The organism is Acidimicrobiales bacterium (genome assembly GCA_022452145.1).
Taxonomy (GTDB): Bacteria; Actinomycetota; Acidimicrobiia; order Acidimicrobiales; family MedAcidi-G1; genus UBA9410.
The window spans coordinates 1-23,194 of the sequence record JAKURY010000021.1 but is presented as its reverse complement, the minus strand read 5'-3'; the positions used below and the strand labels follow the sequence as shown (position 1 = coordinate 23,194).

28 protein-coding genes and 1 pseudogene are annotated in these 23,194 nt (G+C 68.5%); 16 read left to right on the top strand and 13 right to left on the bottom strand.

Annotated features, from left to right (window positions below; genetic code table 11):
- Window positions 1-17 precede the first annotated feature (17 nt).
- On the bottom strand, window positions 18-737 hold the full coding sequence (gene recO, locus MK177_08405) for a DNA repair protein RecO (protein MCH2427337.1): 720 nt from the start codon (window positions 735-737) through the stop codon (window positions 18-20).
- Complete coding sequence (uppS, locus tag MK177_08400) at window positions 737-1,465, bottom strand: polyprenyl diphosphate synthase (GenBank protein ID MCH2427336.1); 729 nt, start codon at window positions 1,463-1,465, stop codon at window positions 737-739. Before uppS ends, recO begins: the two co-directional genes overlap by 1 nt.
- Window positions 1,466-1,555: 90 nt before the next feature.
- On the opposite strand from uppS, the gene MK177_08395 reads away from it, so the two are divergent.
- Entirely contained in the window at window positions 1,556-3,454 is a 1,899-nt protein-coding gene (locus MK177_08395; protein ID MCH2427335.1) for an ATP-dependent DNA helicase, read from the top strand.
- Between the two features lie 55 nt (window positions 3,455-3,509).
- Here MK177_08395 and era read toward each other — a convergent pair whose 3' ends face one another.
- The 4 genes from era to MK177_08375 are packed head-to-tail and all read right to left on the bottom strand — an operon-like array spanning window position 3,510 to window position 7,166.
- Window positions 3,510-4,373: a GTPase Era gene (era, locus tag MK177_08390; protein MCH2427334.1), complete on the bottom strand. Its 864-nt coding sequence runs from the start codon at window positions 4,371-4,373 to the stop codon at window positions 3,510-3,512.
- 5 nt (window positions 4,374-4,378) lie between these two features.
- Window positions 4,379-5,644 (bottom strand): hemolysin family protein, encoded by a 1,266-nt coding sequence (locus MK177_08385; protein MCH2427333.1) that lies wholly within the window; start codon window positions 5,642-5,644, stop codon window positions 4,379-4,381.
- A 2-nt stretch (window positions 5,645-5,646) separates the two neighbouring features.
- Window positions 5,647-6,105, bottom strand: coding sequence for an rRNA maturation RNase YbeY (gene ybeY / locus MK177_08380; GenBank protein ID MCH2427332.1), 459 nt, complete (start codon window positions 6,103-6,105; stop codon window positions 5,647-5,649).
- A gap of 41 nt (window positions 6,106-6,146) precedes the next feature.
- Window positions 6,147-7,166: a PhoH family protein gene (locus tag MK177_08375; protein MCH2427331.1), complete on the bottom strand. Its 1,020-nt coding sequence runs from the start codon at window positions 7,164-7,166 to the stop codon at window positions 6,147-6,149.
- A 17-nt stretch (window positions 7,167-7,183) separates the two neighbouring features.
- Here MK177_08375 and MK177_08370 point away from each other — a divergent pair, with 17 nt between their 5' ends.
- On the top strand, window positions 7,184-7,624 hold the full coding sequence (locus tag MK177_08370) for a hypothetical protein (protein ID MCH2427330.1): 441 nt from the start codon (window positions 7,184-7,186) through the stop codon (window positions 7,622-7,624).
- Between the two features lie 38 nt (window positions 7,625-7,662).
- On the opposite strand, the gene MK177_08365 is transcribed toward MK177_08370, so the two are convergent.
- From MK177_08365 to MK177_08340, 6 genes are all read right to left on the bottom strand, one after another.
- Window positions 7,663-8,046: a hypothetical protein gene (locus MK177_08365; GenBank protein MCH2427329.1), complete on the bottom strand. Its 384-nt coding sequence runs from the start codon at window positions 8,044-8,046 to the stop codon at window positions 7,663-7,665.
- A 62-nt stretch (window positions 8,047-8,108) separates the two neighbouring features.
- Entirely contained in the window at window positions 8,109-9,512 is a 1,404-nt protein-coding gene (gene sufB / locus MK177_08360; protein ID MCH2427328.1) for a Fe-S cluster assembly protein SufB, read from the bottom strand.
- A 189-nt stretch (window positions 9,513-9,701) separates the two neighbouring features.
- Window positions 9,702-10,496, bottom strand: coding sequence for a prolyl oligopeptidase family serine peptidase (locus tag MK177_08355; GenBank protein ID MCH2427327.1), 795 nt, complete (start codon window positions 10,494-10,496; stop codon window positions 9,702-9,704).
- 10 nt (window positions 10,497-10,506) lie between these two features.
- A complete protein-coding gene (locus MK177_08350) occupies window positions 10,507-11,025 on the bottom strand; it encodes a gamma carbonic anhydrase family protein (GenBank protein ID MCH2427326.1) in 519 nt (172 codons plus the stop codon).
- Window positions 11,025-11,513, bottom strand: coding sequence for a flavin reductase family protein (locus MK177_08345; GenBank protein ID MCH2427325.1), 489 nt, complete (start codon window positions 11,511-11,513; stop codon window positions 11,025-11,027). The genes MK177_08350 and MK177_08345 overlap by 1 nt, the downstream gene beginning before the upstream one ends.
- An 82-nt stretch (window positions 11,514-11,595) precedes the next feature.
- Window positions 11,596-12,474 carry an MBL fold metallo-hydrolase gene (locus tag MK177_08340; protein ID MCH2427324.1) on the bottom strand — a complete coding sequence of 293 codons (879 nt, stop codon included), beginning with the start codon at window positions 12,472-12,474 and terminating at the stop codon, window positions 11,596-11,598.
- Window positions 12,475-12,563: 89 nt separating this feature from the next.
- On the opposite strand from MK177_08340, the gene MK177_08335 reads away from it, so the two are divergent.
- The 11 genes from MK177_08335 to MK177_08285 all read left to right on the top strand — a co-directional run bounded on the left by MK177_08335 (window position 12,564) and on the right by MK177_08285 (window position 20,752).
- On the top strand, window positions 12,564-12,917 hold the full coding sequence (locus MK177_08335; GenBank protein ID MCH2427323.1) for a thioredoxin family protein: 354 nt from the start codon (window positions 12,564-12,566) through the stop codon (window positions 12,915-12,917).
- A 147-nt stretch (window positions 12,918-13,064) separates the two neighbouring features.
- Window positions 13,065-14,015, top strand: a complete 951-nt coding sequence (locus MK177_08330; protein MCH2427322.1) for a hypothetical protein — start codon at window positions 13,065-13,067, stop codon at window positions 14,013-14,015.
- Complete coding sequence (locus MK177_08325) at window positions 14,012-14,296, top strand: hypothetical protein (GenBank protein ID MCH2427321.1); 285 nt, start codon at window positions 14,012-14,014, stop codon at window positions 14,294-14,296. Before MK177_08330 ends, MK177_08325 begins: the two co-directional genes overlap by 4 nt.
- A gap of 21 nt (window positions 14,297-14,317) precedes the next feature.
- A complete protein-coding gene (locus MK177_08320; GenBank protein ID MCH2427320.1) occupies window positions 14,318-14,551 on the top strand; it encodes a hypothetical protein in 234 nt (77 codons plus the stop codon).
- A gap of 22 nt (window positions 14,552-14,573) precedes the next feature.
- Window positions 14,574-15,065 carry a hypothetical protein gene (locus MK177_08315; protein ID MCH2427319.1) on the top strand — a complete coding sequence of 164 codons (492 nt, stop codon included), beginning with the start codon at window positions 14,574-14,576 and terminating at the stop codon, window positions 15,063-15,065.
- A gap of 10 nt (window positions 15,066-15,075) precedes the next feature.
- Window positions 15,076-15,972, top strand: a complete 897-nt coding sequence (locus tag MK177_08310) for an LLM class flavin-dependent oxidoreductase (GenBank protein ID MCH2427318.1) — start codon at window positions 15,076-15,078, stop codon at window positions 15,970-15,972.
- 72 nt (window positions 15,973-16,044) lie between these two features.
- Window positions 16,045-16,965 (top strand): D-isomer specific 2-hydroxyacid dehydrogenase family protein, encoded by a 921-nt coding sequence (locus MK177_08305; GenBank protein MCH2427317.1) that lies wholly within the window; start codon window positions 16,045-16,047, stop codon window positions 16,963-16,965.
- Between the two features lie 33 nt (window positions 16,966-16,998).
- Complete coding sequence (locus tag MK177_08300) at window positions 16,999-17,382, top strand: DoxX family membrane protein (protein MCH2427316.1); 384 nt, start codon at window positions 16,999-17,001, stop codon at window positions 17,380-17,382.
- A gap of 102 nt (window positions 17,383-17,484) precedes the next feature.
- Window positions 17,485-18,219 (top strand): hypothetical protein, encoded by a 735-nt coding sequence (locus MK177_08295; protein ID MCH2427315.1) that lies wholly within the window; start codon window positions 17,485-17,487, stop codon window positions 18,217-18,219.
- A 63-nt stretch (window positions 18,220-18,282) separates the two neighbouring features.
- A complete protein-coding gene (locus MK177_08290; protein ID MCH2427314.1) occupies window positions 18,283-19,905 on the top strand; it encodes a long-chain fatty acid--CoA ligase in 1,623 nt (540 codons plus the stop codon).
- Between the two features lie 106 nt (window positions 19,906-20,011).
- Window positions 20,012-20,752, top strand: a complete 741-nt coding sequence (locus tag MK177_08285) for a urate hydroxylase PuuD (protein ID MCH2427313.1) — start codon at window positions 20,012-20,014, stop codon at window positions 20,750-20,752.
- Between the two features lie 80 nt (window positions 20,753-20,832).
- Here MK177_08285 and MK177_08280 read toward each other — a convergent pair whose 3' ends face one another.
- Complete coding sequence (locus tag MK177_08280) at window positions 20,833-21,219, bottom strand: hypothetical protein (GenBank protein ID MCH2427312.1); 387 nt, start codon at window positions 21,217-21,219, stop codon at window positions 20,833-20,835.
- A gap of 66 nt (window positions 21,220-21,285) precedes the next feature.
- Between MK177_08280 and MK177_08275 the strand changes: the two genes are divergently transcribed.
- The 3 genes and pseudogenes from MK177_08275 (at window position 21,286) to MK177_08265 (ending at window position 23,123) form a co-directional block, all read left to right on the top strand.
- Window positions 21,286-22,194, top strand: coding sequence for a hypothetical protein (locus tag MK177_08275; GenBank protein ID MCH2427311.1), 909 nt, complete (start codon window positions 21,286-21,288; stop codon window positions 22,192-22,194).
- Between the two features lie 69 nt (window positions 22,195-22,263).
- Window positions 22,264-22,476 carry an Rdx family protein gene (locus MK177_08270; protein MCH2427310.1) on the top strand — a complete coding sequence of 71 codons (213 nt, stop codon included), beginning with the start codon at window positions 22,264-22,266 and terminating at the stop codon, window positions 22,474-22,476.
- A 179-nt stretch (window positions 22,477-22,655) separates the two neighbouring features.
- Window positions 22,656-23,123 (top strand): annotated as a pseudogene (locus tag MK177_08265) (catalase-peroxidase).
- The last annotated feature ends 71 nt before the right edge of the window (window positions 23,124-23,194 follow it).

Genomic DNA, 23,194 nt, shown 5'->3' with positions numbered 1-23,194 from the left:
TGCCGGCACAATGCCGGTCAGGCGTGGTCCATGACCCTTCGTGACCGGAGCCGCCTTTCGAGGTGGTACTCCGCCGCAGCGGTCGCCAGGGCGTCGACCTCACCGCAGACCCCGGGATCCGTCACCTCCAGCGCATCGGTCAACCCGCCTCCCAGGATCGCCCGCAGCACGGCCAGGGCCGGCTCGCTGACCGGTCGTCCCCGACGACAGTCGACGCACAGGACTCCCCCCTCGCCGACGTCCAGGGCCACAAGTGGTCCCTCGGTGCCGCAGCGCACGCACCCGTCCAGTTGCGGCGCCAACCCCTCGTTGGCGAGCAGCTTCAGGTAGAACGCCGGTACCACCAGCGCCGACGGCCGCTCGTCCAGTATCCGCAGTGCCCCGAGCAGCATCTGGTAGCGGCGCTCGTCGGGCTCTCGGTCCAGGCTCACGACGTCTACGACCTCCAGCAGCGCCGAGGCGTCGGCGAACCGGTCCGGGTCCAAGCGGAGTCCCTCGAATCGGTCGATGGTCTCGGTCTGGGTGACGATGTCGAGGTCGCCCCGACCTGCGAAGAACTGGGCGGCGACGTGGCTGGTCGGCTCCAGCCGTCCGCCGAACCTGCTCCGGGTCTTGCGGACCCCCTTGGCGACGGCCCTGACCTTGCCGTGCCCGGCCGTGAACAGGACCACGATCCTGTCCGCCTCACCGAACCGCCAGGTGCGCAGCACGATGCCGTCGTCGCGGTAGAGGCTCATCAGCCTGACTCGTAGACCCCGTCGATCCCACCGAAGCGCCGGTCCCGGTCCTGGTACTCCTTGATGGCCGCGTACAGGTGTTCCCGCCGGAAGTCGGGCCAGAGCGTCTCGCTGAAGACGAGCTCGCTGTAGGCCAGCTCCCAGAGCAGGAAGTTGGACACCCGGTACTCGCCGGAGGTGCGGATCACCAGGTCGGGGTCGGGCATCTCCGGGTCGTAGAGGTGCCGGGCGATCGTCTTCTCCGACACCCTCTTCACACCATCGTCGACGATCCGCTGGACGGCGTCCACCAACTCGGCCCGGCCGCCGTAGTTGAAGGCGATGGTGAACGTCAGCCCGGTGTTGTCCCGGGTGAGCTCGGTGGCCTCCTCCATGCGTCGGACCAGCCGACGGGGAACCCTCCGGTCCCTTCGCCCGATGAACCGGATGCGGATGTTGCGCTCGTGGAGCTCCTGCTGCCGGTTCAGGAGGATCTCCTCGTTGAACTGCAGGAGGAACTGGACCTCGTCGACCGGTCGACGCCAGTTCTCCGTGGAGAAGGCGTAGACGGTGAACCACCGGACGCCCAGCTCATCGGCACCGTCCAGGACCTCGAAGAGCGCCTGCTCACCGGCCGTGTGGCCCTCGGTGCGGGGCAGGCCCCGCTGTTCCGCCCATCGTCCGTTGCCATCCATGACGCAGGCGATGTGGCCGGGGATCCGGGCCCGGTCGAGGTCCGATGAAAGCACGTGTCGAAACTACCCGCCGCTTCGGATCCCACGGTGTCAGCACCGGCTGCGTCGAGCCCGCTCCGTCAGGCTGGCCGTAGCCTCCAGATGGTGAACAGGGCTGAGGAGGCTGCGATCACCCTCGAGGAGGTCTGCGGCGCCCTGCCCGGCGGTGGTGAGCGCCGCCCCGGCCAGGAGGCCATGGCCCGTCGGGTCGCCGAGTCGGTCGAAGCCGGAACGCACCTTGTCGTCAGGGCCGGTACCGGTACCGGAAAGTCGCTCGCCTACCTCGTGCCCGCAATCCTCTCGGGGCGGACCACCATCGTCGCCACCGCCACCAAGACCCTCCAGGACCAGCTGGCCGACAAGGACCTGCCCTTCCTCTCCGAACACCTCGACCAGCCGTTCCGGTTCGCCGTCCTCAAGGGCCGCTCCAACTACGTCTGCCTCCAGCGGCTCGACGAGGTGGCCACCTCTGACGGCCAGCAGGCTCTGGACGGGTTGGCCGAGGCGGCCGAGGCGGGCCAACTGGAGGCCATCGCCGGCTGGGCCGCGGTGACCGACACCGGTGACCGGGCGGACCTTCCGATCCAGCCGACGCCTGCCACCTGGGCCGCGGTGAGCGTGGGCTCCCACGAATGTCCGGGCGCCTCCAGGTGCCCCCGGGGCGGGGACTGCTTCACCGAGAAGGCTCGGGCGGCTGCCGCCGCCGCTGACGTGGTGGTCACCAACCTGCACCTCTACGGCATCGACGTAGCCACGGGCGGCCAGATACTCCCCGGGCACGAGCTGGCCATCCTCGACGAGGCCCACCAGACGGAGGACATCCTGGCCCAGGCATGTGGGTTCGAGCTGAGGGGCGGCCGGTTCACCGCCCTGGTCCGGAGCGCCGGGGCAATCCTGACGCGATCCCTGGCGCTCGACGAGGTCGACGAGTTGGCGGGCCGCCTGGCCGCCGCCCTCGCCGGGCACGTGGGCCACCGACTCGTTCCGGCCGACGACGATGTCCTGCGGAGCGCCCTCGAGTTGGCCGAGACCCGGCTCTCCAGGCTTCATGCCGAAATCCTGGACGTGCCGAGGGACGGCCCCAGCGACGTGGCGGCCCGTCGGGCCCGTGCCCTACAGGCGTTGGAGGCGCTCGCCGACGACATCGGCGCTGTGCTCGACCTGGACGGTGGTCCGATCCCGGGCCCCAAGGTGGCATGGGTCGATGGTCGGCCCGACCGGCCGGTACTCCACGTGGCACCCGTGGAGGTAGCCGAGGTCCTCGACCAGCGTCTCTGGGGCGACCGCACGGTGATACTCACCAGCGCCACGGTGCCGGCCAACCTGGCCGTCCGGCTCGGCCTGGCCGACCATCGGCACAGGTTCGAGGACGTCGGCAGCCCGTTCGACTTCGAACGACAGGCACTCCTCTACTGCGCCACCTCGCTCCCCGACCCACGCGACGACGGGTACCGGGCGGCCTGCCACGACGAGATCGAACGCCTGGCGAACGCCGCCGGTGGCAGGATGCTCGCCCTGTTCACCAGTCGACGGGCCGTGGACGAGGCCGTCGAGGCGCTCCGGGACCGCCTCCCGTGGACGGTCCTGCACCAGGACGACCTTCCCAAACCGCTCCTCATGGCCCGTTTCGCCGGTGACGAAACGAGCTGCCTCTTCGGCACGAAGGGGCTCTGGCACGGCATCGACGTTCCCGGTCCGAGCCTTTCGCTGGTCGTCATCGACAGGATTCCCTTCCCCAGACCAGACGACCCGTTGCTCAGCGCCCGACGGGACCTGGTCGGCGATGGGGCATTCCGTGAGATAGACCTTCCGCGAGCCGCCACCGACCTGGCCCAGGGGGCCGGTCGCCTCATCCGCACCGGCGATGACATGGGCGTGGTGGCGGTGCTGGACAGGCGCCTGGCCACCAGCAGGTCCTACCGGTCGGACCTCCTGGAGGCCATGCCACCGATGGCCCGCACCTCGGATCCTGCCGAGGTGGTGGCGTTCCTGGAGGGGCTCTGACCCAGGGCGCTAGGTTCCTCGGGTCCGGTCACATCCGTGGAGCCGGATCTGGAAGTCAGTAGCCGAGTCGGTCTAGTGCCCGGGGCCGACGCTGCCAGTCCTTGTCCACCCGGACCACGAGTTCCAGGAACGCGCCCTCCGGCAACTGCGCCCTGGCCGCGGTTCCGACCTGTTTGAGGACCGCTCCCTTCTTCCCGATCACCATCCCCTTCTGGGAGTCACGCTCCACGAGGATCTCGCAGCGGATGCGGGGCCACTCCCACTCCGTGACCCGGGTGGCGATGGAGTGCGGGAGCTCCTCCCTCACAATGGCAAGGAGCTGTTCGCGCACCAGCTCGGCCACCCAGAACGCCTCGGGCACGTCGGTGACCATGTCGTCCGGGTAGAACTGCGGTCCCTCGGGCAGGCGGGCCAGGACGTGCTCACGCAGGGCATCCACGCCTTCGCCGGTGAGGGCCGAGATCGGGAAGTACTCGTCGAACTCGAAGCCGCTGGCTGTCACCAGCTGTTCGGCGACCCGGTCCCGTCCCACCCTGTCCGCCTTGTTGACAACCAGGACGGTGCGGTCCTTCGGCAGGCCCGCAGCGATGAACTCGTCCCCCCTGCCTATGCCGCCGTCGGCCTCCACGAGGAAGAGCACAACGTCCATGTCGCCGAGGGTGGCGCGGGCCGTCCTGTTCAGCCGCTCGCCGAGCAGCGTCCTGGGCTTGTGGATGCCCGGCGTGTCACAGAAGACAGCCTGTACCCCGGGACGGGTGAGCACGCCGCGCACCTCGGTCCGGGTCGTCTGCGGCTTGTCGGACACGATCGTCACCTTCTGTCCGAGGAACCGGTTGAGCAGGGTGGACTTCCCGACGTTGGGCCGACCTACCAGCGTCACGAAGCCCGACCGGTGCCCATCCCCGCCGTCGGCGATCATGCCGGTCACCGGGGTTCCCCGGGGACACCGATCCGGACACGGGTGATCCGGCGACCCTCCACCTGCTCGACCTCGAACCGGCGGCCGGCAACCTCCACGGCCTCGCCCACTTCCGGCACGTGGCCCAGGGCGTCGAAGATGAGGCCACCGACCGTGTCCCAGTCACCGTCCGGCAGCGTCTCTCCCAGCAGGTCGTTCAGCTCGTCGATCGGCATGCGCCCATGGACCCGCAGGCCGCCACCGGCAAGAGGCTGGGCCAGGGGCTCGACCTGGTCGAACTCGTCCTCGATCTCTCCCACGACCTCCTCCAGGAGGTCCTCCATGGTCACCAGGCCGGCCGTTCCACCGTGCTCGTCGACCACGATGGCCAGGTGGTACCGGTCGGCCTGCATCTCCCGCAGGAGGTCATCGGCCTGCTTGGTCTCCGGAACGAAGCGCGGGAGCCGTGCCAACCCGCTGACGGGAACGGCGTCGCTCCCGTCCAGGTGGGCCCGCATCAGGTCCTTGGCGTGGACCACGCCGATGATGTCGTCGACGTCGTCGCCACTCACCGGCACCCGGCTGTGGCCGTTGCGGGCCGCCACCTCCATGGCCTCGGCCACCGTCAGGTCTGCAGCCATGCACTCCATGTCGGGGCGGGGCACCATCACCTCTCGTACAAGCGTGTTGCTGAAGGCAATGACCGACTCGATCAGGTCGTGCTCGTCGGCATCGATCGACAGGGAGGCGAGGGCCCGGTCGGCTACGGCCAGCATCTCCTCTTCGGAGACCAACGGACCGCCCGTCCTGAGGGGGCGGGGCAGGAGGCGTTCGGCCAGCCCCACCAGGCCCAGAGCCGGCCAGCGGACCGGCAGGACCCGACCGACGGCCAGGGCGAAGGGAGCCAGGCGAAGGACCAGCCGGTCGGTCGATCGCAGCGCCAGGGTCCTGGGCAGCACGTCGGTCAGAACGAAGCCGACGACTAGCAGCGCAGCCATGGCGCCGGCAGCCCACCCGGCGCCGTGGCGGTCGGCAACCAGTACTGCCAGGAGGCCGGCGGCAGCGAGGCGGAGGGCCATCAGCACGAGAAGCACCGGGCCCAGCCCGCGCACGCCGTCGTCCAGCAGACCCAGGAGGTCCGCCGTCCGGTCGTCGGTTCCGTGACGGCCCCCATCCGGGTCCGTCAGGACCTCGGCCCTGGCACGGCGGATGTACAGGAGGCTGGTCTCGGTTGCCACCAGGACGCCGCTGGCCGCCATTAGGAGCCCGACGACCGTGAGCCCGGCCGCCATGCTCACGGACGGACCATCCCGTACCGGGCCAGGTGGTCCCGCTCCCGGGCCCGCATGGCCTCGGCCTCCTCCGGCTCGCCATGGTCGTGGCCCAGGAGGTGCAGGACACCGTGTACCAGCAGGAGCGACACCTCGGAGGTGAAGTCGCCGGCATGGGCCGAGGCCTGGTTGGCGGCGACCACGGGGCAGACCACCACGTCGCCCAGGAGCACGGGGATCCCGTCGGGAACCGTGGCCGGGTCGTCCACCGGGAAGGCGAGGACGTCGGTCGGACCCTCACCACCCATGTGCTCACGGTTCAGGTCCTCCATGGCCGACTCGTCCACAAAGTGCACGTGGACCTCCACAGGTCGATCGCCCAAACCCTCCGCTGCAAGGACGTCCGCGACCAACCCTGCCCATCGGTCCACGTCCACCGCATGGTTCGGGCTACCGGTGGCCCGCTCGTCGTCCACGATCACCCTCGGTCCAACCTCGGGCCAACGTTCAGGAGGTTGTCGGCTCATACGGTGGCCCCGTCGCCACCGGAACTACCGGAACTACCGGAACTACCGGAACTACCGGAACTACCGGAACTACCGGAGCCTGCCCGCTCGTAGGCCTCCACGATGTCCTGCACGATCCGGTGGCGGACCACGTCCCTGGCGCTGAGCCTGACGAAGGCCAGCCCGTCGATCCCGGTCAACATCGGCTCCAGGCCCTCCAGGCCGCTCCTCCCGTCGGGGACGTCGACCTGGCTTATGTCGCCGGTGACCACGACCCGGGATCCGAAGCCGACCCGGGTGAGGAACATCTTCATCTGCTCGGGCGTGGTGTTCTGCGCCTCGTCGAGGATGATGAAGCTGTTGTTGAGGGTGCGCCCCCTCATGAAGGCCAGGGGTGCCACCTCCACCATTCCCCGGTCGAGGAGTCGCTGGGCGGACTCGGCATCGACCATGTCGAAGAGGGCGTCGTAGAGCGGGCGGAGGTACGGGTCTACCTTGGCCATGAGGTCGCCGGGCAGGAATCCCACCCGTTCTCCGGCTTCGACCAGGGGCCGGGTCAGGACGATGCGGTCCACCTGGCCGGCCTGGAGTGTACGGACGGCCATGGCGACGGCGAGCCAACTCTTGCCGGTGCCTGCCGGTCCAATGGCGAAGGTGATGATCCCGTCGGTCATCGCCTCGACGTAGCGCTTCTGCCCGACCGACCGGGGACGGACGGGCCTTCCCCGAGCGGATCGCAGGATCTCGGTGGTCAGCACCTCGGATGGCCGCTCGTCGGCCTTCACCATGTCGATCGCCCGGTCCAGGGTCCGCTCATCGACGTGCAACCCGCTCTGGAGCAGGGCCACCACCTCGTCGAACACCCGTCGGACGGTGGCAGCGTGCTGCCCGTCGATGGTGATCCGGTTGCCCCGGACATGGATCTCCGATCCGGGAAACGCCCCCTCGACACGTCTGAGCAGCACGTCGCTCTCGCCGACAAGGTCCGACATGAGGTCGTTGCCGGGAACTGTGAGGGTGACGGTGGTCGACTCCATGTGCTGGAAACAGGGTAATGGGTGCCGACCTACAGGTGTCGGGGTACAGGTGCCGGGGTACGGGCATCGTCCTACAGGCCCCGGGGTACTGGCGCCGGCTCCCGCGAGCCACCCGGACCTGTAAGTGCCGGCGATCGCCACGGCTGGTCAGTGGTGAGCTCTGCCTGCTGCGCCGCGATGCCGTCACTGCCATCCGACTCCCACCCGGGGGTCCTGACCTCGTCGGCGACCGTCCGGTCGACGACGTGGTCGACAGGCTGGACCTGCGATCGGCCCTGGATCGACTGGTCGCGGAGCAGCCAGCCGTCCATGTGACGGTCGACGGCTCGCCGGATCCGGTGGCCGGCACCTTCTCCCGTCTGGGAGTCGACCTGCTGATGGTCTCCTGTACCGACGGCTCTTCGGTGCACGTTCCACTCGTCGCCGTGGTCGAGGTCCGCCTGGCCGACGGCCCCTGAACTCATACGGCGACGGCGGGCCACTCCCACCAGGGGGGCTACTTCCTGCGGCGGCCCTTTCCCCTCCCATTTCCCTTTCCGCTTCCGCCCTTCCTCCGGCGGAAACGACCCTTCCCGGATCGTTCGGCGTCCAGGTCGGCCTTCACCTTGGGACCGGCCGCGTTGATGATGTCCTCCGCCGCGTCCAGCAGGGCGGCGATGCTCCCGTCCTCGCCGAGGCTGGCCGGCTCGTCGGGCGTCGCGGGGGTGATGAGCGTGCCGTGGCTCCAGTTCACATCTACGCGGCGCTTGGCGAACGACGGGCAGTCGTCAGGGCACCGCCATGGCGCCTCGGGAGCCAGGTCCAGGTTGCACTTCCGCACGGTGTCACCGTTTGGGTAACTCCGGCTCTCGAAGTTCTTGCAGTCCTGACGCATCGGCATGGACTCAGTGTGCCCCGCTTCGGTCCCCCATCAGGTGACCGCCTTGTCTCGGGCCAGTCCGGTCAGCCGACCGAGCCCTCCATCTGGAGTTCGATGAGCCGGCTCCACTCGACGGCGTACTCCATCGGGAGCGTCCGCGTGATCGGCTCGATGAAGCCGTTCACCACCATCGACATGGCCTGCTCCTCGGTCAGCCCCCGGCTCATCAGGTAGAAGAGCTGGTCGTCAGCGACCTTGGAGACGGTGGCCTCGTGGCCGATCACCGCATCGGCCGACCCGACCTCCATGTACGGATAGGTGTCCGAGATGCTCTCATCGTCGAGGATCAGGGCGTCGCACTGGACGTGGCTCTTGCAGCCGTAGGCATCGTCCTCCACCCGTACCAGACCGCGGTAGCTGGTCCGGCCACCGTCCTTGGAGATCGACTTCGAGACGATCTTCGAGGTGGTCTCGGGTGCCGCATGGGTCATCTTGGCGCCGGCGTCCTGATGCTGTCCCGGCCCGGCGTAGGCCACGGAGAGCACCTCGCCGGATGCCTTCGGGCCAGCCAGGATGACCGCCGGGTACTTCATCGTCAGCCGTGATCCGATGTTGCCGTCGATCCACTCCATGTGGCCCTCGGCCTCGACCCAGGCCCGCTTGGTCACCAGGTTGTAGACGTTCGAGGACCAGTTCTGGATGGTCGTGTAGGTGACCCGGGCCGACTTCTTTACCACGATCTCCACCACGGCGGAGTGCAGGGAGTCGGTGCTGTAGACGGGCGCAGAGCAGCCCTCGATGTAGTGCACCTCGGAGCCCTCGTCGGCGATGATCAGGGTGCGTTCGAACTGGCCCATGTTCTCGGCGTTGATCCGGAAGTAGGCCTGCAGCGGCATCTCCACCTTCACGCCGGGCGGCACGTAGATGAACGAGCCACCGCTCCACACCGCCGAGTTGAGGGCGGAAAACTTGTTGTCGCCGGGCGGAATGAGCCGCCCGAAGTAGGCCCTTACCAGATCCGGGTACTCCCGTAGGGCGGTGTCCATGTCGCAGAAGATGACGCCCTGTTCCTCGAGGTCCTCGCGGTTGCGGTGGTAGACGACCTCGGACTCGTACTGGGCGGTGACACCGGCCAGGTACTTGCGTTCGGCCTCGGGAATGCCGAGCTTCTCATAGGTGTTCTTGATCGACTCGGGGACGTCGTCCCAGTCGTCGACGAGCGACTCGGTCGGCTTGATGTAATAGAAGATGTTGTCGAAGTCGATGCCCGACATGTCGCCGCCCCACCACGGCATGGGCTTGCGGCCAAACCTGTTGTAGGACTTCAGGCGGAAGTCCCGCATCCAATCCGGCTCGCCCTTCATCCACGACATCTCGCGGATGACGTCCTCGTTCAGGCCCTTCTTGGGCTTGAAGACGTAGTTCTCCTCGTCACTCCAGCCGAGCTTGTAGCGGCTCAGGTCGAGACCGAGATCGGTTGTGGTCATCGGTTTCTCCTCTCCTGGGACCGGGCTCCTGAAGCGACCTGACGGAAAGCCTCCGTCGTGATTGCTGGGATTTCTCCTATGCAGATAGTAACAATCCCAGAGCACGAATGCCCGCTGCGCGGCGGATCCGAAGGCTCCTGTAGCGGCGCCTGTACCCAGGGATGGTAAGGCAGGACGGGGCCTCCCGGCTCAGGTGTGTTGGCGCCGTTGGCGGTCCAGCCAACCCAGGAGGGTGGCGATGGCACGCGGGTCGTGGCGCAGGTGGTGACCGGCACCGGCGATCATCCGCAGGTCGGCCGAGCCGTGCTGGCTGGCCAGCACCCGGGCGTCCAGCGGCGGAACGATCTCGTCGTCGGTGCCATGCACCAGCAGGAGGTCGCGTGGCGCCATCGACTGCACCGCCCGTTCCGCCGAGACGTCGCGCAGCGCCGACGACCAGCGTCCGAAGTCCTGTGGCGCGTCCTCCACGGAGAGCAGCCCGGCGTCGCGGGCGTACAGCAGCAGGCGCCGCGGATTAGCCGCCCAGTCCGACCAGTCGGCTGGTGCAGCCAGGGCACCCACGCCCAGGATCCGGTCGTCGATCGCGGCCGCGCAGATGGCCAGCGAAGCTCCGCTGCCGAACCCGACCACCCACACCCGGTCCACCCCGGGCTGGGACCCGAGGTCGGTGGCGGCAGCCACCACGTCGTCCCGCCACCCGTCGAGGCTGAAATCGCCGTCGGAGCCGACCATCCCCCGGAGGTACGGGACCATCGCCACCCACCCCAGCTCGGTGGCGATCCGGAAGGCCAACTCCGGAAAGGTGGCCACGGAATTGGCCCCACCGTCCGGGCCGCTCGGGAATCCGTGGCAGATCACCACCCCCGGCAGGCCCGTTCCAGCGTCGGGTGGACGGGCAATGTGGGCGGCCAGGGCCAGGCCATCGGAGGTGAACCGGTGGTTCTGGAGAGTGTCGACGACTCTACCGGAGGCCCCCTCTCCCATGGCCACCTGCTCAGTCGACACGGCGGAGCGACTCACGGAAATGGCGGCCCCGCTGGACGTAGATCTCGGCATTTGCCATGTTGGCGTCCTCAGCGACCACACCCTCGCGGACCACGGCCGGCACGCCCAGGGCCATGGAGAGCGGCGGCACGACCTGGCCGTTGCGGACCACGGCGTTGGCCCCCACGATCGCCCCCCTTCCGACCACAGCCTCGTGAAGGACCACCGCCCCAACGCCCACCAGCGCCCGGTCCTGGATCGTGCAGCCCTCCAGGTGGCAGAGGTGACCCAGGGTGACGTCGGCGCCCACAATGGTCGGCAGGTGGCTCGTGCAGTGGAGGACGGCGTTGTCCTGCACGGAACTCCGGGCACCGATGCTGATGCGGTTGTCGTCGGCCCGGATAACCGCATGGGGCCAGACGCTGGACTCCGGCCCGAGCAACACGTCACCAATCACCACGGCCAGCGGGTGCACGTAGGCGGTCGGGTCCACTTGGGGAACCCGGTCGCCCAGGGCGTACACGGCCATCAGCCCAGCGGGCGGTACTCGCCGTACCGCCCGCCCAGGAACACAAGAGGCGATCCCTCGTCCACGTGCGAGAGGTCGGTGATCAACCCCATGACGAACAGGTGGTCACCGGCGTCGACGACCTCGTTGATCGAACAGTCGATGGAGGCAAGGCAGGACGGGATGGCGGGCGACCCCGAGGTGGCCGGCACCCAACCGATCCCCTCCCAGGGGTCCCCGTCTCTCCGGAAGAAGGCGTTGGCGAGGGCCTCCTGGGCATCGGACAGGACGTTGATGCAGAACGAGCCGCTGGCCTCGATCCTGGGCCAGGTGTTCGAGTTCCTGCCCGGCAGGAAGCCCACCAACGGTGGATCCATCGAGACCGAGACGAACGACCCGATGACCATGGCCAGCGGCTCGTCACCGGCCATGCCTGTCACCAGGGTCACCCCGGTCGGATAGCGCCCCAGGACCTTCCGGTATAGGTCGCCGTCGATCCCGGTGTCCACCTGAAGCCTCCGTCCCCGTCGTCGGTCCGATCGATTCCGACGCTAGCGGGGAGACCTGGCCCGGACTGCGCCGGGTCACGCTTCAGGAGCGCGCGGCGGGCGCCGAGGTCGGGCTGAGATGGACCGTCCGCCCCTCGGCAGCCGCCGAGACCGAGCCGACGTCGAGGCCGGCTGCCCGGTCGATCGCCGCTGCAAGCAACCCGTCGATGGTGCTATCGCAGTGCGCCGGATCATGGTGGAAGAGCACCAGCTCCCCGGCTGTCGCCTGATGGGCCACCTCGAGCGCATAGTCGACGGTGCAGTGGCCCCAGTCGGGGCGCTCGGCGAACTCCTCGGGCGTGAACTGCGCGTCGTGGATCAGAAGGTCCACCCCGTCGACCAATTCCAGGACCGAGTCGACGACCCGGCGGGGATCGTCGACCGGCTGCTGGTGGTCGCTCACGTAGGCGACGCTCACGCCCTCCCAGTCGACCCGGTAGCCGAACGTGGCCCCGACGTGGGGAACCTCGCCGACGGTCACCCTTGCAGGACCGACGTCGAACGAACCGCTGGTCGCGTCGTGGAAGGTGATCTGACCCGGTAGGTCCCGGATGCAGATCGGAAAGAAGGGCGGGTTCATGAAGGCATCGAACGAGTCCTCCAACGACCGGCCGTCCTCACCCGGGCCGTAGACGTCCAGCCGGGAACCCTGACAGTGCAGCGGCGGGAAGAAGGGAAGGCCCTGCACGTGGTCCCAGTGCAGGTGGCTCAGCAGGGCCGTGCCGCGGAACGGCACCTCGGTGCAGGGCTCGGCCACGCCGTAGAAGCGAAGGCCGGTGCCGAGGTCGAACAGGATCGGCTCCCCGCCGGGCACGTCTAGGACCACACAGGAGGTGTTGCCTCCATAGCGGCGGTTCTCGTCGCACGGGCAGGGGGTCGAACCACGAACGCCATAGAACGTGACATCGAGAGATTCCCCCATCGACCGTGGAGGGTACGGACGCTTCCGGTCGCGCTGGCGGGATTGTGACCGATCTCTCACCCGCTCCGAAACAGTGTGAGACTCTGCGCGTGGCCGCAGACGTGAAGACCACAGGGCTCTCTGACGGCTTCGTCGTCGTGGTCAAGGCCGAATGTCCGGCCTGTCAACTGGTTCAGCCGGTGCTCGCCGACCTGGCGAGCCGAGCTGGGTTGACCGTCTTTTCGCAGGACGACCCGACCTTCCCGGAAGTGGCCGACTGGGTGGTGGACGACACCGACCTGGCCGTCAGCTGGCACCTCGACATAGAGGCCGTTCCCACCCTCCTGCAGATCGTGGACGGCGAGGAGGTCGGGCGGACGGCCGGCTGGGACCGTGACAGATGGGAGCAGCTCACAGAACTCGACCACCTGGGACCGGACCTGCCGGTCTTCAAGCCCGGTTGAGGGTCCCTCACGGTCGATCCCGGGCGGATCGACGAACTGCGGGCCCGCTACGGCGACTCCGGCCTGGCCTCGCGGCGCATCCGGATCGGCGCCCTGGAGGACGAGGTGGAGGCGCTGTACGACCGTGGTTGGACCGACGGGCTCCCGTTGGTCCCGCCCACGGAGGCCCGGGTGCTTCGGATGCTGGAGGGCACATCGAGGGCAGCCGACGAGGTCGTGGCCCTGGTGCCACCGAACCTCGTCGAGTGCACCGTCGAGAAGGTGGCGGTCAACTCGGTGATGGCCGGCTGCCGCCCTGAGTACCTACCGGTGGTGCTTGCCGCCCTGGAGGCGGTCTGCACGGACGAGTTCAACATGCACGGGATCCTGGCCACGACCATGGGGGTGGGGCCGGTCCTCGTCGTCAACGGGCCCATCACCGCCGAGATCGGCATGAACAGCGGCGTCAACGTCCTGGGGCACGGCAACCGCGCCAACGCCACGATCGGTCGCGCCGTGCAACTCGTCGTCCGCAACGTCGGCGGTGGCGCCCCGGGAGGCGTGGACCGTGCCACCCACGGAAGCATGTCCAAGCTCGGCTTCTGCTTCGCCGAGGACGAGGTGGGCTCCCCGTGGACCACCCTCGCCGAGGACCGGGGCTTTAGCCGCTCGCAGGACGTCGTAACGGCGTTCTGTGGCGAGGGTCCACGGATAGTGGTCGACCAGAAGAGCCGATCGGCTGACTCGCTGGTCAGGATGCTGGCCGAGGGCCTGCTGGTTAGCGTGTCTCCGCGGACCGTCATGGGCATGGACGGCCTGCTGGTCGTGTCGCCCGAGCACATGGCCCGGTTCTCTGACGCCGGATGGGACCGCCAACGCTTCATGGAGGAACTCGGGCGCCACCTCGTGGTGGAGGCCGACGGGATCCTGGCCGGTACCGGCGGCATCGAAGAGGGCCTGCCCCCGGACCTCGCCGGGCTCACCCTCCCGAAATTCCGACCGGGCGGGCTTCTGGTGGTCCACGCCGGCGGACCGGCCGGCCTCTTCTCGGCCATCATCGGTGGATGGCTGAACGGACCGATGGGAAGCGAACCGACCAGCAGGGAGATAACCCGATGACAGAACCGGTGACCGTCCTGGACCCGACCGCCGAGGCGACGCCCGGCCAGCGGTCCCTGAACCCCCGACCAGTGGGCCTGGAGGGCCTGACCGTGGGGCTGCTCGACATCAACAAGCCGAGGGGCGACGTGTTCCTGGACCGCCTCGAGGAACGGCTCATCGGGCAGGGGGCACTGGTCCGTCGCTACGCCAAGCCCACGTTCACCAAGCCGGCACCCGCCGACCTGCGCCACGAGATCGCCACCCACTGCCATGCCGTGATCGAGGCACTGGCCGATTGAGGATCCTGTACGACGTGCAGTGTGCACGACATCGACGATCTGGAACGAAGAGGCCTCCCAGGGGTGTTCGTTGCCTCCGAACCGTTCTCCGAGGCAGCCGAGGCCCAGGCCCGGGCGCTCGGCCTGGACGTGGCCCGGGTGTTCGTGGCGCACCCCATCCAGGACCGTACGGACGATGAGATGCGGTCACTGGCCGACGAGGCCCTCGATGCTCTGACCGGGGCCCTGACCGACGTCCCGGGCTCTACCGCATGAGTCCTTGCTAGCGTCACCGCCCGTGGCGAACCCACCTGACCTCTCTATCGAACTGCACCCGGTGGGCGGCGACGCCCGTCCGTTGTCGCAGTTCCTGACCACCTTTCCGATGGCTGCGGTCGTACTGGACCCGTTCACCCACGAGAGTTCCTGGCTTCTGGACACCGCCCGTCGCATCCTGGGCATCTTCAGCGAGGCCGACGTGCGGGTGGCGTTTCTGGTCACGGGTGCCGGCGTCGACGGAGCCAGTCGCTTCCTGGGCCCGCTGACCGACCAGATCCTCACGCTGGCCGACCCGGACCGCTCCCTGGTCCGCTCGCTGGGCCTCGAGACGTTGCCGGCCTTCGTGGCCATCCGCCAGGACGGGTCTGTCATAGGAAGTGCCGAGGGCTGGGATCCTGCCGCTTGGCGCGGGGCCGCTGCCGAACTGGCTGACATAACCCGGTGGTCGCGGCCTGAGATTCCCGTTACCGGCGATCCGGCGCCATACGCCGGAACCGCTGCGCTGGGCTGACCAGCCCGACGTGCGGATCCGCGTCGGCTTCGGCTTCGGAGGCGCGGCGCGCCCCGACGACCACGACGCCTTCGGCCACCTGGTCGACGACCTCGAACGGCTTGGCTTCGACTCCCTGTGGGTGAGCGAGCGGGCCGGCAGTGCCACGCTGGACCCGATGGTGGCCATGGCGTATGCCGCCGGCAGGACCGAGCGGCTCAAGTTCGGACCGGCGGTAATGGTGCTGCCGGGCCGCAACCCCGTGCTGTGTGCCAAGGCCCTGGCCAGCCTGGACCGGATCTCGAACGGTAGGGCCCTGCCAGCCTTCGGTCTGGGCATCGCCGACACCGCCGAGCAGCAGGCCTTCGGCGTGCAACGCTCGGAACGGGCCGCCTGGTTCGACGAGGCACTACCGCTTATCCGTCGACTGTGGACAGGGGACGTGGTCGACCACGACGGCGAGCGGTTCAGGCTCGACGGAGTTCGGATCCTGCCCAGGCCGGTCCAGGATCCGTTCGAGGTCTGGCTGGGCGGACAGGCGCCGTCGGAACTCCGGCGGTGCGGCAGGCTCGGCGACGGCTGGCTTCCGTCGTTCACCACCCCCGCAGCGGTCGCCGACGGGATCCGGCTGGTGTCGGAGACCGCCGCCGCCCACGGGCGGTCCATCGACCCGGAGCACTTCGGTGCCCTGGTGCCGTTCGTCCACGACGCCCTGCCCGAACGGTTCGCCCAACGCCTACGGGCCCGCCAGCCGGACCTGGACCCCGCCGAGGTCGTGGCACACGGGATCCGTGGCCTGCGCTCCCGGCTGGAGGAACTCGTCTCCGTCGGCGCCTCGAAATTCGTGGCGTTCCCCCTCGACGAGCCGTCCGACTGGCATGCGACGGTCGAGGACGTCGCCACCGAACTCCTGCCGCTACAGACCTGAACGGGCTTCAGGCCCGAACCCGCTACGACCCCGACCGACCACAGGCCCCGTACCACCTCTGGAGACCGTCCGATGAGCCGTCCCATCGCCGTCGCACCCGACAGCCGACCGGTCATGTACGACGCCATGTGCCGCGCCGTCTCGACGGGTGGCGGGCGTCTGGTGGAATCTCGGGACGCCGAAGGCCTGATCTGGGCCGACCCAGCCCGGACGGACCCGTTTCCGGACATCGTCGGTGATGCGGACAGGCTGTCGTGGATACAGCTCCCCTACGCGGGCATCGAACCGTTCGCCCACCACCTGGATGACCGCTGGACGTGGACGTGCGGCAAGGGCGTCTATGCCCCGGCGGTGGCCGAGACGGTGGTGGCCCAGATCCTGGCGCTGGGCAAGAACCTCCACGGCTACGCCCGGATGCGCTCGTGGAGCGGGCCGGAGGGGCGGATCCTGGCGGGAAGCCGGATCACGATCGTGGGCGGCGGTGGCATCACCAGCCACCTGCTTCCCCTGCTCGCACCGTGGGGATGCGACGTGACCGTCGTGCGTCGTTCCGACACGCCGGTTCCCGGCGCCGACCGGACCATTACAGGAGCCCGGCTCCACGAGGTTCTGCCTCTGACCGACGTGCTGGTGCTGGCGCTGGCCCTCACGGCGGAGACGTCCGGCATCATCGACGGGCCGGAACTCGACGCTCTCCCCGACCACGCCGTGCTCGTCAACGTCGCCCGTGGTGGGCATGTCGTGACCGACGCTCTCGTCGAAGCGCTCCGAGCTGGTCGGATCGGAGGTGCGGCCCTCGACGTGACGGACCCGGAGCCACTGCCGGACGGGCACCCGCTCTGGTCGCTGCCCAACTGCCTCATCACGCCACACATTGGCAACACCCCGGAGATGGGCCTCGAACTCCTGGAACCGTTCGTCGCCGAGAACGTCCGGCGGTTCTGCGACGGCGAGGACCTGCTGGCCCCGGTCGACGTGGCACTCGGGTACTGACGGGGTTTCACGGGGAACAGGGAGGAACAGGACGTGCTCGACACCCTGGCCACCGTGGCCGCCATCCTGCTGGCCGGAACCTTCCTGATCGCCGCCAGCCTGAAGCTCGTCAACCCGGCAGCCACCCGGAGGTCGATGCAGGAGTTCGGCCTTCCCCGTCCACACGTGGTGGCCGTCGCCGTCCCCGTGACCGAGTTGGCCACCGCCGCCCTGCTCCTGGTGGACCCGCGTACCGGCGGCCCGTGCGCAGTCGCCCTGCTGGTCGCGTTCACCACCCTCATCGCCGGACGCCTGCTGGCCGGCCACCGGGACTCCTGCGGCTGCTTCGGCACCTGGTCGAGCCGACCGCTGTCGTGGCGCGACCTGGCCCGGAACGGGTCCCTGACCGTCCTGGGCGTGATTGCGGCGCTCGGCTGAAGGCCTCGGCTCAAGGAGGGTGGAGAGCGGCTGGTACCGTCCGCGGGCCCGGCCCGTGAACGGCCACCTCGCAGGAACGCAGTTCACGGAGGAGCAGCAACCATGGACTCCCTCACCACCGCCCGACGCATTGCCGATCCGATCGGGAGCCTGGGGGCCCGCTTCATGCTCGACCGGTCCACCTTCGGCAGGTGCGTCGAGCTGGGCCTCCCGGACGGCATGGCAGGCTACGTCCAGGGTCGGCTTGGCGTCATGGGTGACGTCTCGGCCGACGAAGCTGCCGATGCCGCCTACTTCTTTGATCGGGATTTCATCACCGCCGGTTGGGCGGAGGACACTGCGTTGACCCGGTCCGAGGGCGGCGCCGTCTACGCACAGGTCTGCGTGGAGTTGGGCCGCACGTACCTCGACGGGTTCGACGGGGCGGAACGCCTGGCCGACCTCCTGGCCAGCGTCCTGGACGCCGCCGACATGTCCGACCTCCCTCTGGCAGTGGGATGGCGGGACGCCGCACGGCCACCCGACGCTGCGGGACGGGCCTATCTGATGACCCAGGCAGCCCGTGAGCTCCGCCTCTGCCACCACGTCGTGGAATCACGCTCCGCCGACGTCGACCCGATGGGCATGGTCCTGGCCGCCGACGGCGAAAGGTGGGCTGCCATGCACGGCTATCAGGACCTGTCCGCCGGCCCGCAGGATGATGCCACCCGTTCGCTCGTGGAGGATGCCACCGACGCTGCTAGCGCCGCTGACCTGGATGTCCTGGACGACGACGAGAGGTCGGACCTGGTGACCCTCGTCGAGGCCGTCTTCGCCCACGCCGACTCGACCCGATAGAGACTCGACCCCACAGGACCGACAAGCGAGAGCCGACCAGCGAGCACAGGAGACAGCCACACCATGGATGGCCTGATGATGGACACGCCGTTGTCCCTGATCCACGTATTCGACCGCGCCACCCGCCTGTTCGCCGACAAGGAGGTGGTGACCGCCACCCCGTCCGGTCGCGAACGGATCAGCTACGGCGAGTGGGGTGAGCGGACCCGCCGCCTGGGCGGCGTGCTAGACGACCTGGGCATCAGCGAGGACGGTCGCGTGGCCACCTTCTCGTGGAACACCGCCCGCCACCTGGAGCTCTACTTCGCCCCGCCGTGCACCGGCAGGGTCTCCCACACGCTCAACCTTCGGCTGTTCCCGGAGCAGCTCACCTACATCGTGAACCACGCCGAGGACGAGGTGATCTTCCTGGACCACTCCGTGGCCGGCCTGATCTGGCCGCTCATGGACGTCTTCGAGACGGTCCGGCACGTGGTGCTCATGGACGACGGTGCCCCGGCTCCCGATCCCGACGCCATCCGGCCAGCGGTACACGACTACGAGGACCTGCTCGGTGTGGCATCACCGGTGGACTGGACCCGGGTCGAGGAGAACCGGGCCGGGTCGATGATGTACACGTCCGGTACCACCGGGAACCCAAAGGGGGTCGTCTACTCGCACCGCTCGATGGTGCTGCACACCTTCGGGGCGATGATGGCCGACACCCTCGGCATCAACGAACGGGACGTGATCCTGCCGGTGGTCCCGATGTTCCATGCCAACGCGTGGGGCCTTGCCCACGCCGGCGTCGCTACCGGGGCCACCCTGATCATGCCGGGCGCCGACCTGTCGGCCACGTCGCTGGCCGACCTGATCGAGAACGAGGGTGTGACCGTGGCGGCAGGCGTGCCCACCATCTGGATGGGTGTCCTGCCCGAGTTGGAGGGTCGCGACGTCTCGGCCCTACGGGCCATCCCGTGTGGTGGTTCGGCCGTCCCCCGATCTCTCTCGGAGGGTTACCGGGAGACCACCGGCCTGCCGCTCCTCCAGGCCTGGGGCATGACGGAGACCAGCCCACTGGCCGCCGTCTGCAACATCAAGTCGACCCTGGGCCACCTCGACGACGATGCCAAGGCCGATCTCCGCACGGCCGTGGGGCTGGTCACCCCGTGCGTGGACTTCCGGATCGCCGACCAGGAGACCGACGAGGAGCAGCCGTGGGACGGGGAGTCCCGGGGCGAACTCCAGGTCCGCGGACCATGGGTGGCCAGGACGTACTACAACGACGACCGGTCGGCCGAGTCGTTCACGGCCGACGGCTGGCTGAAGACGGGCGATGTGGCCACGGCCGACGCGGAGGGCTACATACGCCTTGTCGACCGCACCAAGGACCTCATCAAGTCGGGCGGCGAGTGGATCAGCTCGGTGGAACTCGAGAACGAGATCATGGCCCATCCCGACGTGGCGGAGGCCGCCGTCATCGGCATCGCTTCGACCAGGTGGGGTGAGCGGGCCATGGCGTGCGTGGTCCCCGTCGAGGGCACCGACCTCTCGGCCGAGGACATCCTGGCGTGGCTGGAGGGACGGGTCGTGAAGTGGTGGATGCCCGACCGGGTCGAGTTCATCACCGAGGTGCCGAAGACCTCTGTCGGCAAGTTCTCGAAGAAGACGCTCAGGGAGAGATTCGCCGACGTTTCCGTCGACTGAGGCCCGGCCTGACCCGAGGTCCACAGTGACCGTCCGGTCGTTGTCGGCACACGCGGCGCGTGCCATGATCGACCGGTAAGTCCACCCCGAGTCGAGGGAGACCTTCGTGGAATTGTTCAGTGACTGGATGGGGATGACGGGAGGCGGCCAGGCCGTCGGCCGGTACGCCCATTATCTGGGTGGAATCACCTGGATCGGCCTCCTCTACTTCTTCAACTTCATCCAGGGCTCGGCCTTCGCCGAGATGGGCGACGCTGCACGTGGCGAGGCCCTGCGCAAGATCACCTGGCGCACCCTGTGGTGGTTCCGCTGGGCCGCCGCCCTGACCTGGGTGTCCGGCATCTGGATCCTGTTCCATCAGGAGGTGCTGGACAGCGGGGCCTACTGGAGGTCGGCTTCCGGCATGGGCATCGCCTTTGGCTTCGTGCTCGGCACCACGATGGCCGCCAACGTCTGGATGGTCATCTGGCCGGCCCAGCAGGTCGCCATCGGTTCCTCGGTGGCGGTGTCCGAGGGCGGGATGGCAGACCCCGAGGCGCCGGCAGCGGCCAAGCGGGCCGCTCGGGCCAGCCGGGTCAACACGCTGTTCTCGATCCCGCTGATCTTCTTCATGATGTTCCCCAGCCACTTCGGCATGAACTTCGGCAACCCGGACTCGGGTACCAGGCTCACCATCTGGATCGTCTTCCTGGTGATCTGGGCCGTCACGGAACTCTCGGCCCTCGGCAAGATCGGTGGCTACGACAATGCCGTCAACAAGGTTCTCCTGGACAAGCACAAGAGCACGATCATCGGTGGCTTCGAAATCACCGTGGTGCTTTACCTGCTGTTCGAGATCCTCGCCTGACCGACCGCGAACGCGACACGGCCCGCCCTCCGGGGCGGGCCGTTCTCGGCTTTTCGGCGAGTGCCCCTGGGCGGGAGTTCCTACTCGACCAGCAGCCGGGCCTCCATGCCCCCCTCACGGTGGCCGGCCACGTCGCAGTAGAGGATGTAGCGCCCCGGCTGGAGGGTGACCGTGTGGGCGTCGCTGCCACCGTTCTCGACCTCCAGGCGCATCTGCTCCTCCAGTCCCTCGATGACCAGCGTGTGGGCCTGGAAGCCGGACTGGACGTACTCGACCCGGACCTCACCGGCAGCGACCCGGTAGGTGTCGGCATCGAAGTCCTGGGTGTCGTCGGCCACGATCCGGAGCACGCCCTCGTCCGGCGCCTCCCCTATGGGAGAGCCACCTCCCCCTCCGCAGGCGCCGACCACGAGAGCCGCTGTGAGAGCCGCTCCCAGGGGCTGGACGATGGCGGTCCGTAGACGCATGGAGGTTCCTGTCTGGTAGGGCCGGCCTCTGGCCGGTTCTTGGGGTGAGGCTACCGATGGGCGAAGATGGCCCCCATGTCGCAGGTGGCACTCCTCGTCAACCCAGCAGCCCGTTCGGGTCGCGCCGCCGCCGACGTCCACCGGGTGGTGGATCGGCTGAGGGCCCACGGCATCGAACCGCTGCTCCTGGACGCCACGTCCGCCGATGCCGCCCGGGCGGCCGCCGCGCACGCTGTCACGACGGGGACCCAGAGGCTGGTGGCCTTCGGAGGAGACGGCATCGTCCAGATCGCCGCCGACGCTGCCGCTGGATCGGCCACCGTGCTGGGCCTGGTGGCCGGTGGTACCGGCAACGACGCGACGGAGGCGCTGGGGCTGCGGGACGGATCGCTGGAGGACCGGATCGATCGGGCCCTGGAGGATCCGGTGCCGGTCGATCTGATATCGGATGGCCACCGCCATGCGGTGACCAGTTGCGTCACCGGCTTCCCGGCCGCCGTCAACGTCCGAGCCGAAGCCATGCGATTCCCCCGGGGCCCGTCCCGCTACACGCTGGCCACGTTGGCAGAGCTGCCCGGCATGCGGCCCCGCCGATACCGCCTGACGTTGGACGGCGAGGTCGTCGACCTGGCTGCCGCCGTCGTGGTGGTAGCTAACACCGCCTTTTTCGGTGGCGGGATGCGGATCTGTCCGGACGCCGACCCGACTGACGGCCTGCTCGACGTGTGCGTCGTCGGCGAGGTGGGCCGCCTCAGCCTGCTCCGGTCCTTCGCGAAGGTCAGGACGGGAGCCCACCTCGACCATCCCGACGTCTCGATGTTCCGGGCCGCCACCGTCGGAATCGAGTCCCTCGATGCCGAGCCCGGCCTCAGGGCCGACGGAGAACCCTTCGGCTCGCTTCCGTGCACCCTCGCCGTCCGACCCGGCGCCGTCTGGGTCGCCGGAGCACGGACCACTCCCCCCGGCCGCGCCTAGGGTTCAGGCATGGCAAACCACCACGTAGAGATCACCTACTGCGTTCCCTGAGATTATTCAGCCCGCGCCGTGGGCGCGGCCTCGGACCTACTCACCAACTACCAGCACGTCATCGCCGACCTGCTACTCGTGACGGGAGACAACGGCGTGTTCAACGTGACGGTTGACGGGGACCTGATCTACTCCAAGGCTCAGACCGGCCGCCATGCCGAACCCGACGAGGTGCTGGAACTGTTCACGGATCTCATGGGATCAGACGTACCCCGCTACGGCGAAGAATGAGCCTCGCTGCTTCGAGGACAGAACGAGCAGTTCTACTTGGAGGACTGAGTAGCGCCGTCATCTAGATTGACCACCGCGACTCCACCGAACCGACTCTGGAGGAATCCATGTCAGACGACGCAAGTGAGTGCCCATTCTCCGGCGCGAACACCACAAAAGGGAACACAGCCACCGAAGAATGGTGGCCCGAACAGCTGGATCTGAGGATCCTGCACCAGCACGATCGCAAGTCGAACCCGATGGGCGAGGACTTCGACTATGCCAAAGCCTTCAACTCCCTCGACTATGAGGCGTTGAAAGCCGACATCGCCGCGGTGATGACGGACTCGGAGGACTGGTGGCCTGCTGACTTCGGCCACTACGGCGGACTCATGATTCGGCTGACGTGGCACGCGGCCGGCACCTACCGCGTCGGCGACGGCCGTGGTGGAGGCGGGACCGGCGCGCAGCGTTTCGCCCCCCTCAACAGCTGGCCGGACAACGCCAACCTGGACAGGGCACGACGCCTGCTGTGGCCTGTGAAGCAGAAGTATGGCCGCGCTATCTCGGGGGCCGACCTGCTCATTCTGGCCGGCAACGTTGCGCTCGAGTCAATGGGGGGCGAGACATTCGGCTTCGGCGGCGGGCGCGTGGACATCTGGGCGCCCTAAGAGGACATCTACTGGGGTGCTGAGCGCGAGTGGCTAGCCGATGAGCGCTACAGCGGCGACCGCGAGCT

Excerpts from the sequence above, each read along its gene's own strand:
- recO (MCH2427337.1), bottom strand. The coding sequence starts at position 737 with ATGAGCCTCTACCGCGACGACGGCATCGTGCTGCGCACCTGGCGGTTC.
- era (MCH2427334.1), bottom strand. The coding sequence starts at position 4,373 with ATGATCGCCGACGGCGGGGATGGGCACCGGTCGGGCTTCGTGACGCTG.
- MK177_08385 (MCH2427333.1), bottom strand. The coding sequence starts at position 5,644 with ATGGCGGCCGGGCTCACGGTCGTCGGGCTCCTAATGGCGGCCAGCGGC.
- MK177_08375 (MCH2427331.1), bottom strand. The coding sequence starts at position 7,166 with ATGGAGTCGACCACCGTCACCCTCACAGTTCCCGGCAACGACCTCATG.
- MK177_08370 (MCH2427330.1), top strand. The coding sequence starts at position 7,184 with ATGGGTGCCGACCTACAGGTGTCGGGGTACAGGTGCCGGGGTACGGGC.
- MK177_08365 (MCH2427329.1), bottom strand. The coding sequence starts at position 8,046 with ATGCCGATGCGTCAGGACTGCAAGAACTTCGAGAGCCGGAGTTACCCA.
- sufB (MCH2427328.1), bottom strand. The coding sequence starts at position 9,512 with ATGACCACAACCGATCTCGGTCTCGACCTGAGCCGCTACAAGCTCGGC.
- MK177_08355 (MCH2427327.1), bottom strand. The coding sequence starts at position 10,496 with ATGGGAGAGGGGGCCTCCGGTAGAGTCGTCGACACTCTCCAGAACCAC.
- MK177_08350 (MCH2427326.1), bottom strand. The coding sequence starts at position 11,025 with ATGGCCGTGTACGCCCTGGGCGACCGGGTTCCCCAAGTGGACCCGACC.
- MK177_08340 (MCH2427324.1), bottom strand. The coding sequence starts at position 12,474 with ATGGGGGAATCTCTCGATGTCACGTTCTATGGCGTTCGTGGTTCGACC.
- MK177_08325 (MCH2427321.1), top strand. The coding sequence starts at position 14,012 with ATGACAGAACCGGTGACCGTCCTGGACCCGACCGCCGAGGCGACGCCC.
- MK177_08305 (MCH2427317.1), top strand. The coding sequence starts at position 16,045 with ATGAGCCGTCCCATCGCCGTCGCACCCGACAGCCGACCGGTCATGTAC.
- MK177_08295 (MCH2427315.1), top strand. The coding sequence starts at position 17,485 with ATGGACTCCCTCACCACCGCCCGACGCATTGCCGATCCGATCGGGAGC.
- MK177_08290 (MCH2427314.1), top strand. The coding sequence starts at position 18,283 with ATGGATGGCCTGATGATGGACACGCCGTTGTCCCTGATCCACGTATTC.
- MK177_08280 (MCH2427312.1), bottom strand. The coding sequence starts at position 21,219 with ATGCGTCTACGGACCGCCATCGTCCAGCCCCTGGGAGCGGCTCTCACA.
- MK177_08275 (MCH2427311.1), top strand. The coding sequence starts at position 21,286 with ATGGCCCCCATGTCGCAGGTGGCACTCCTCGTCAACCCAGCAGCCCGT.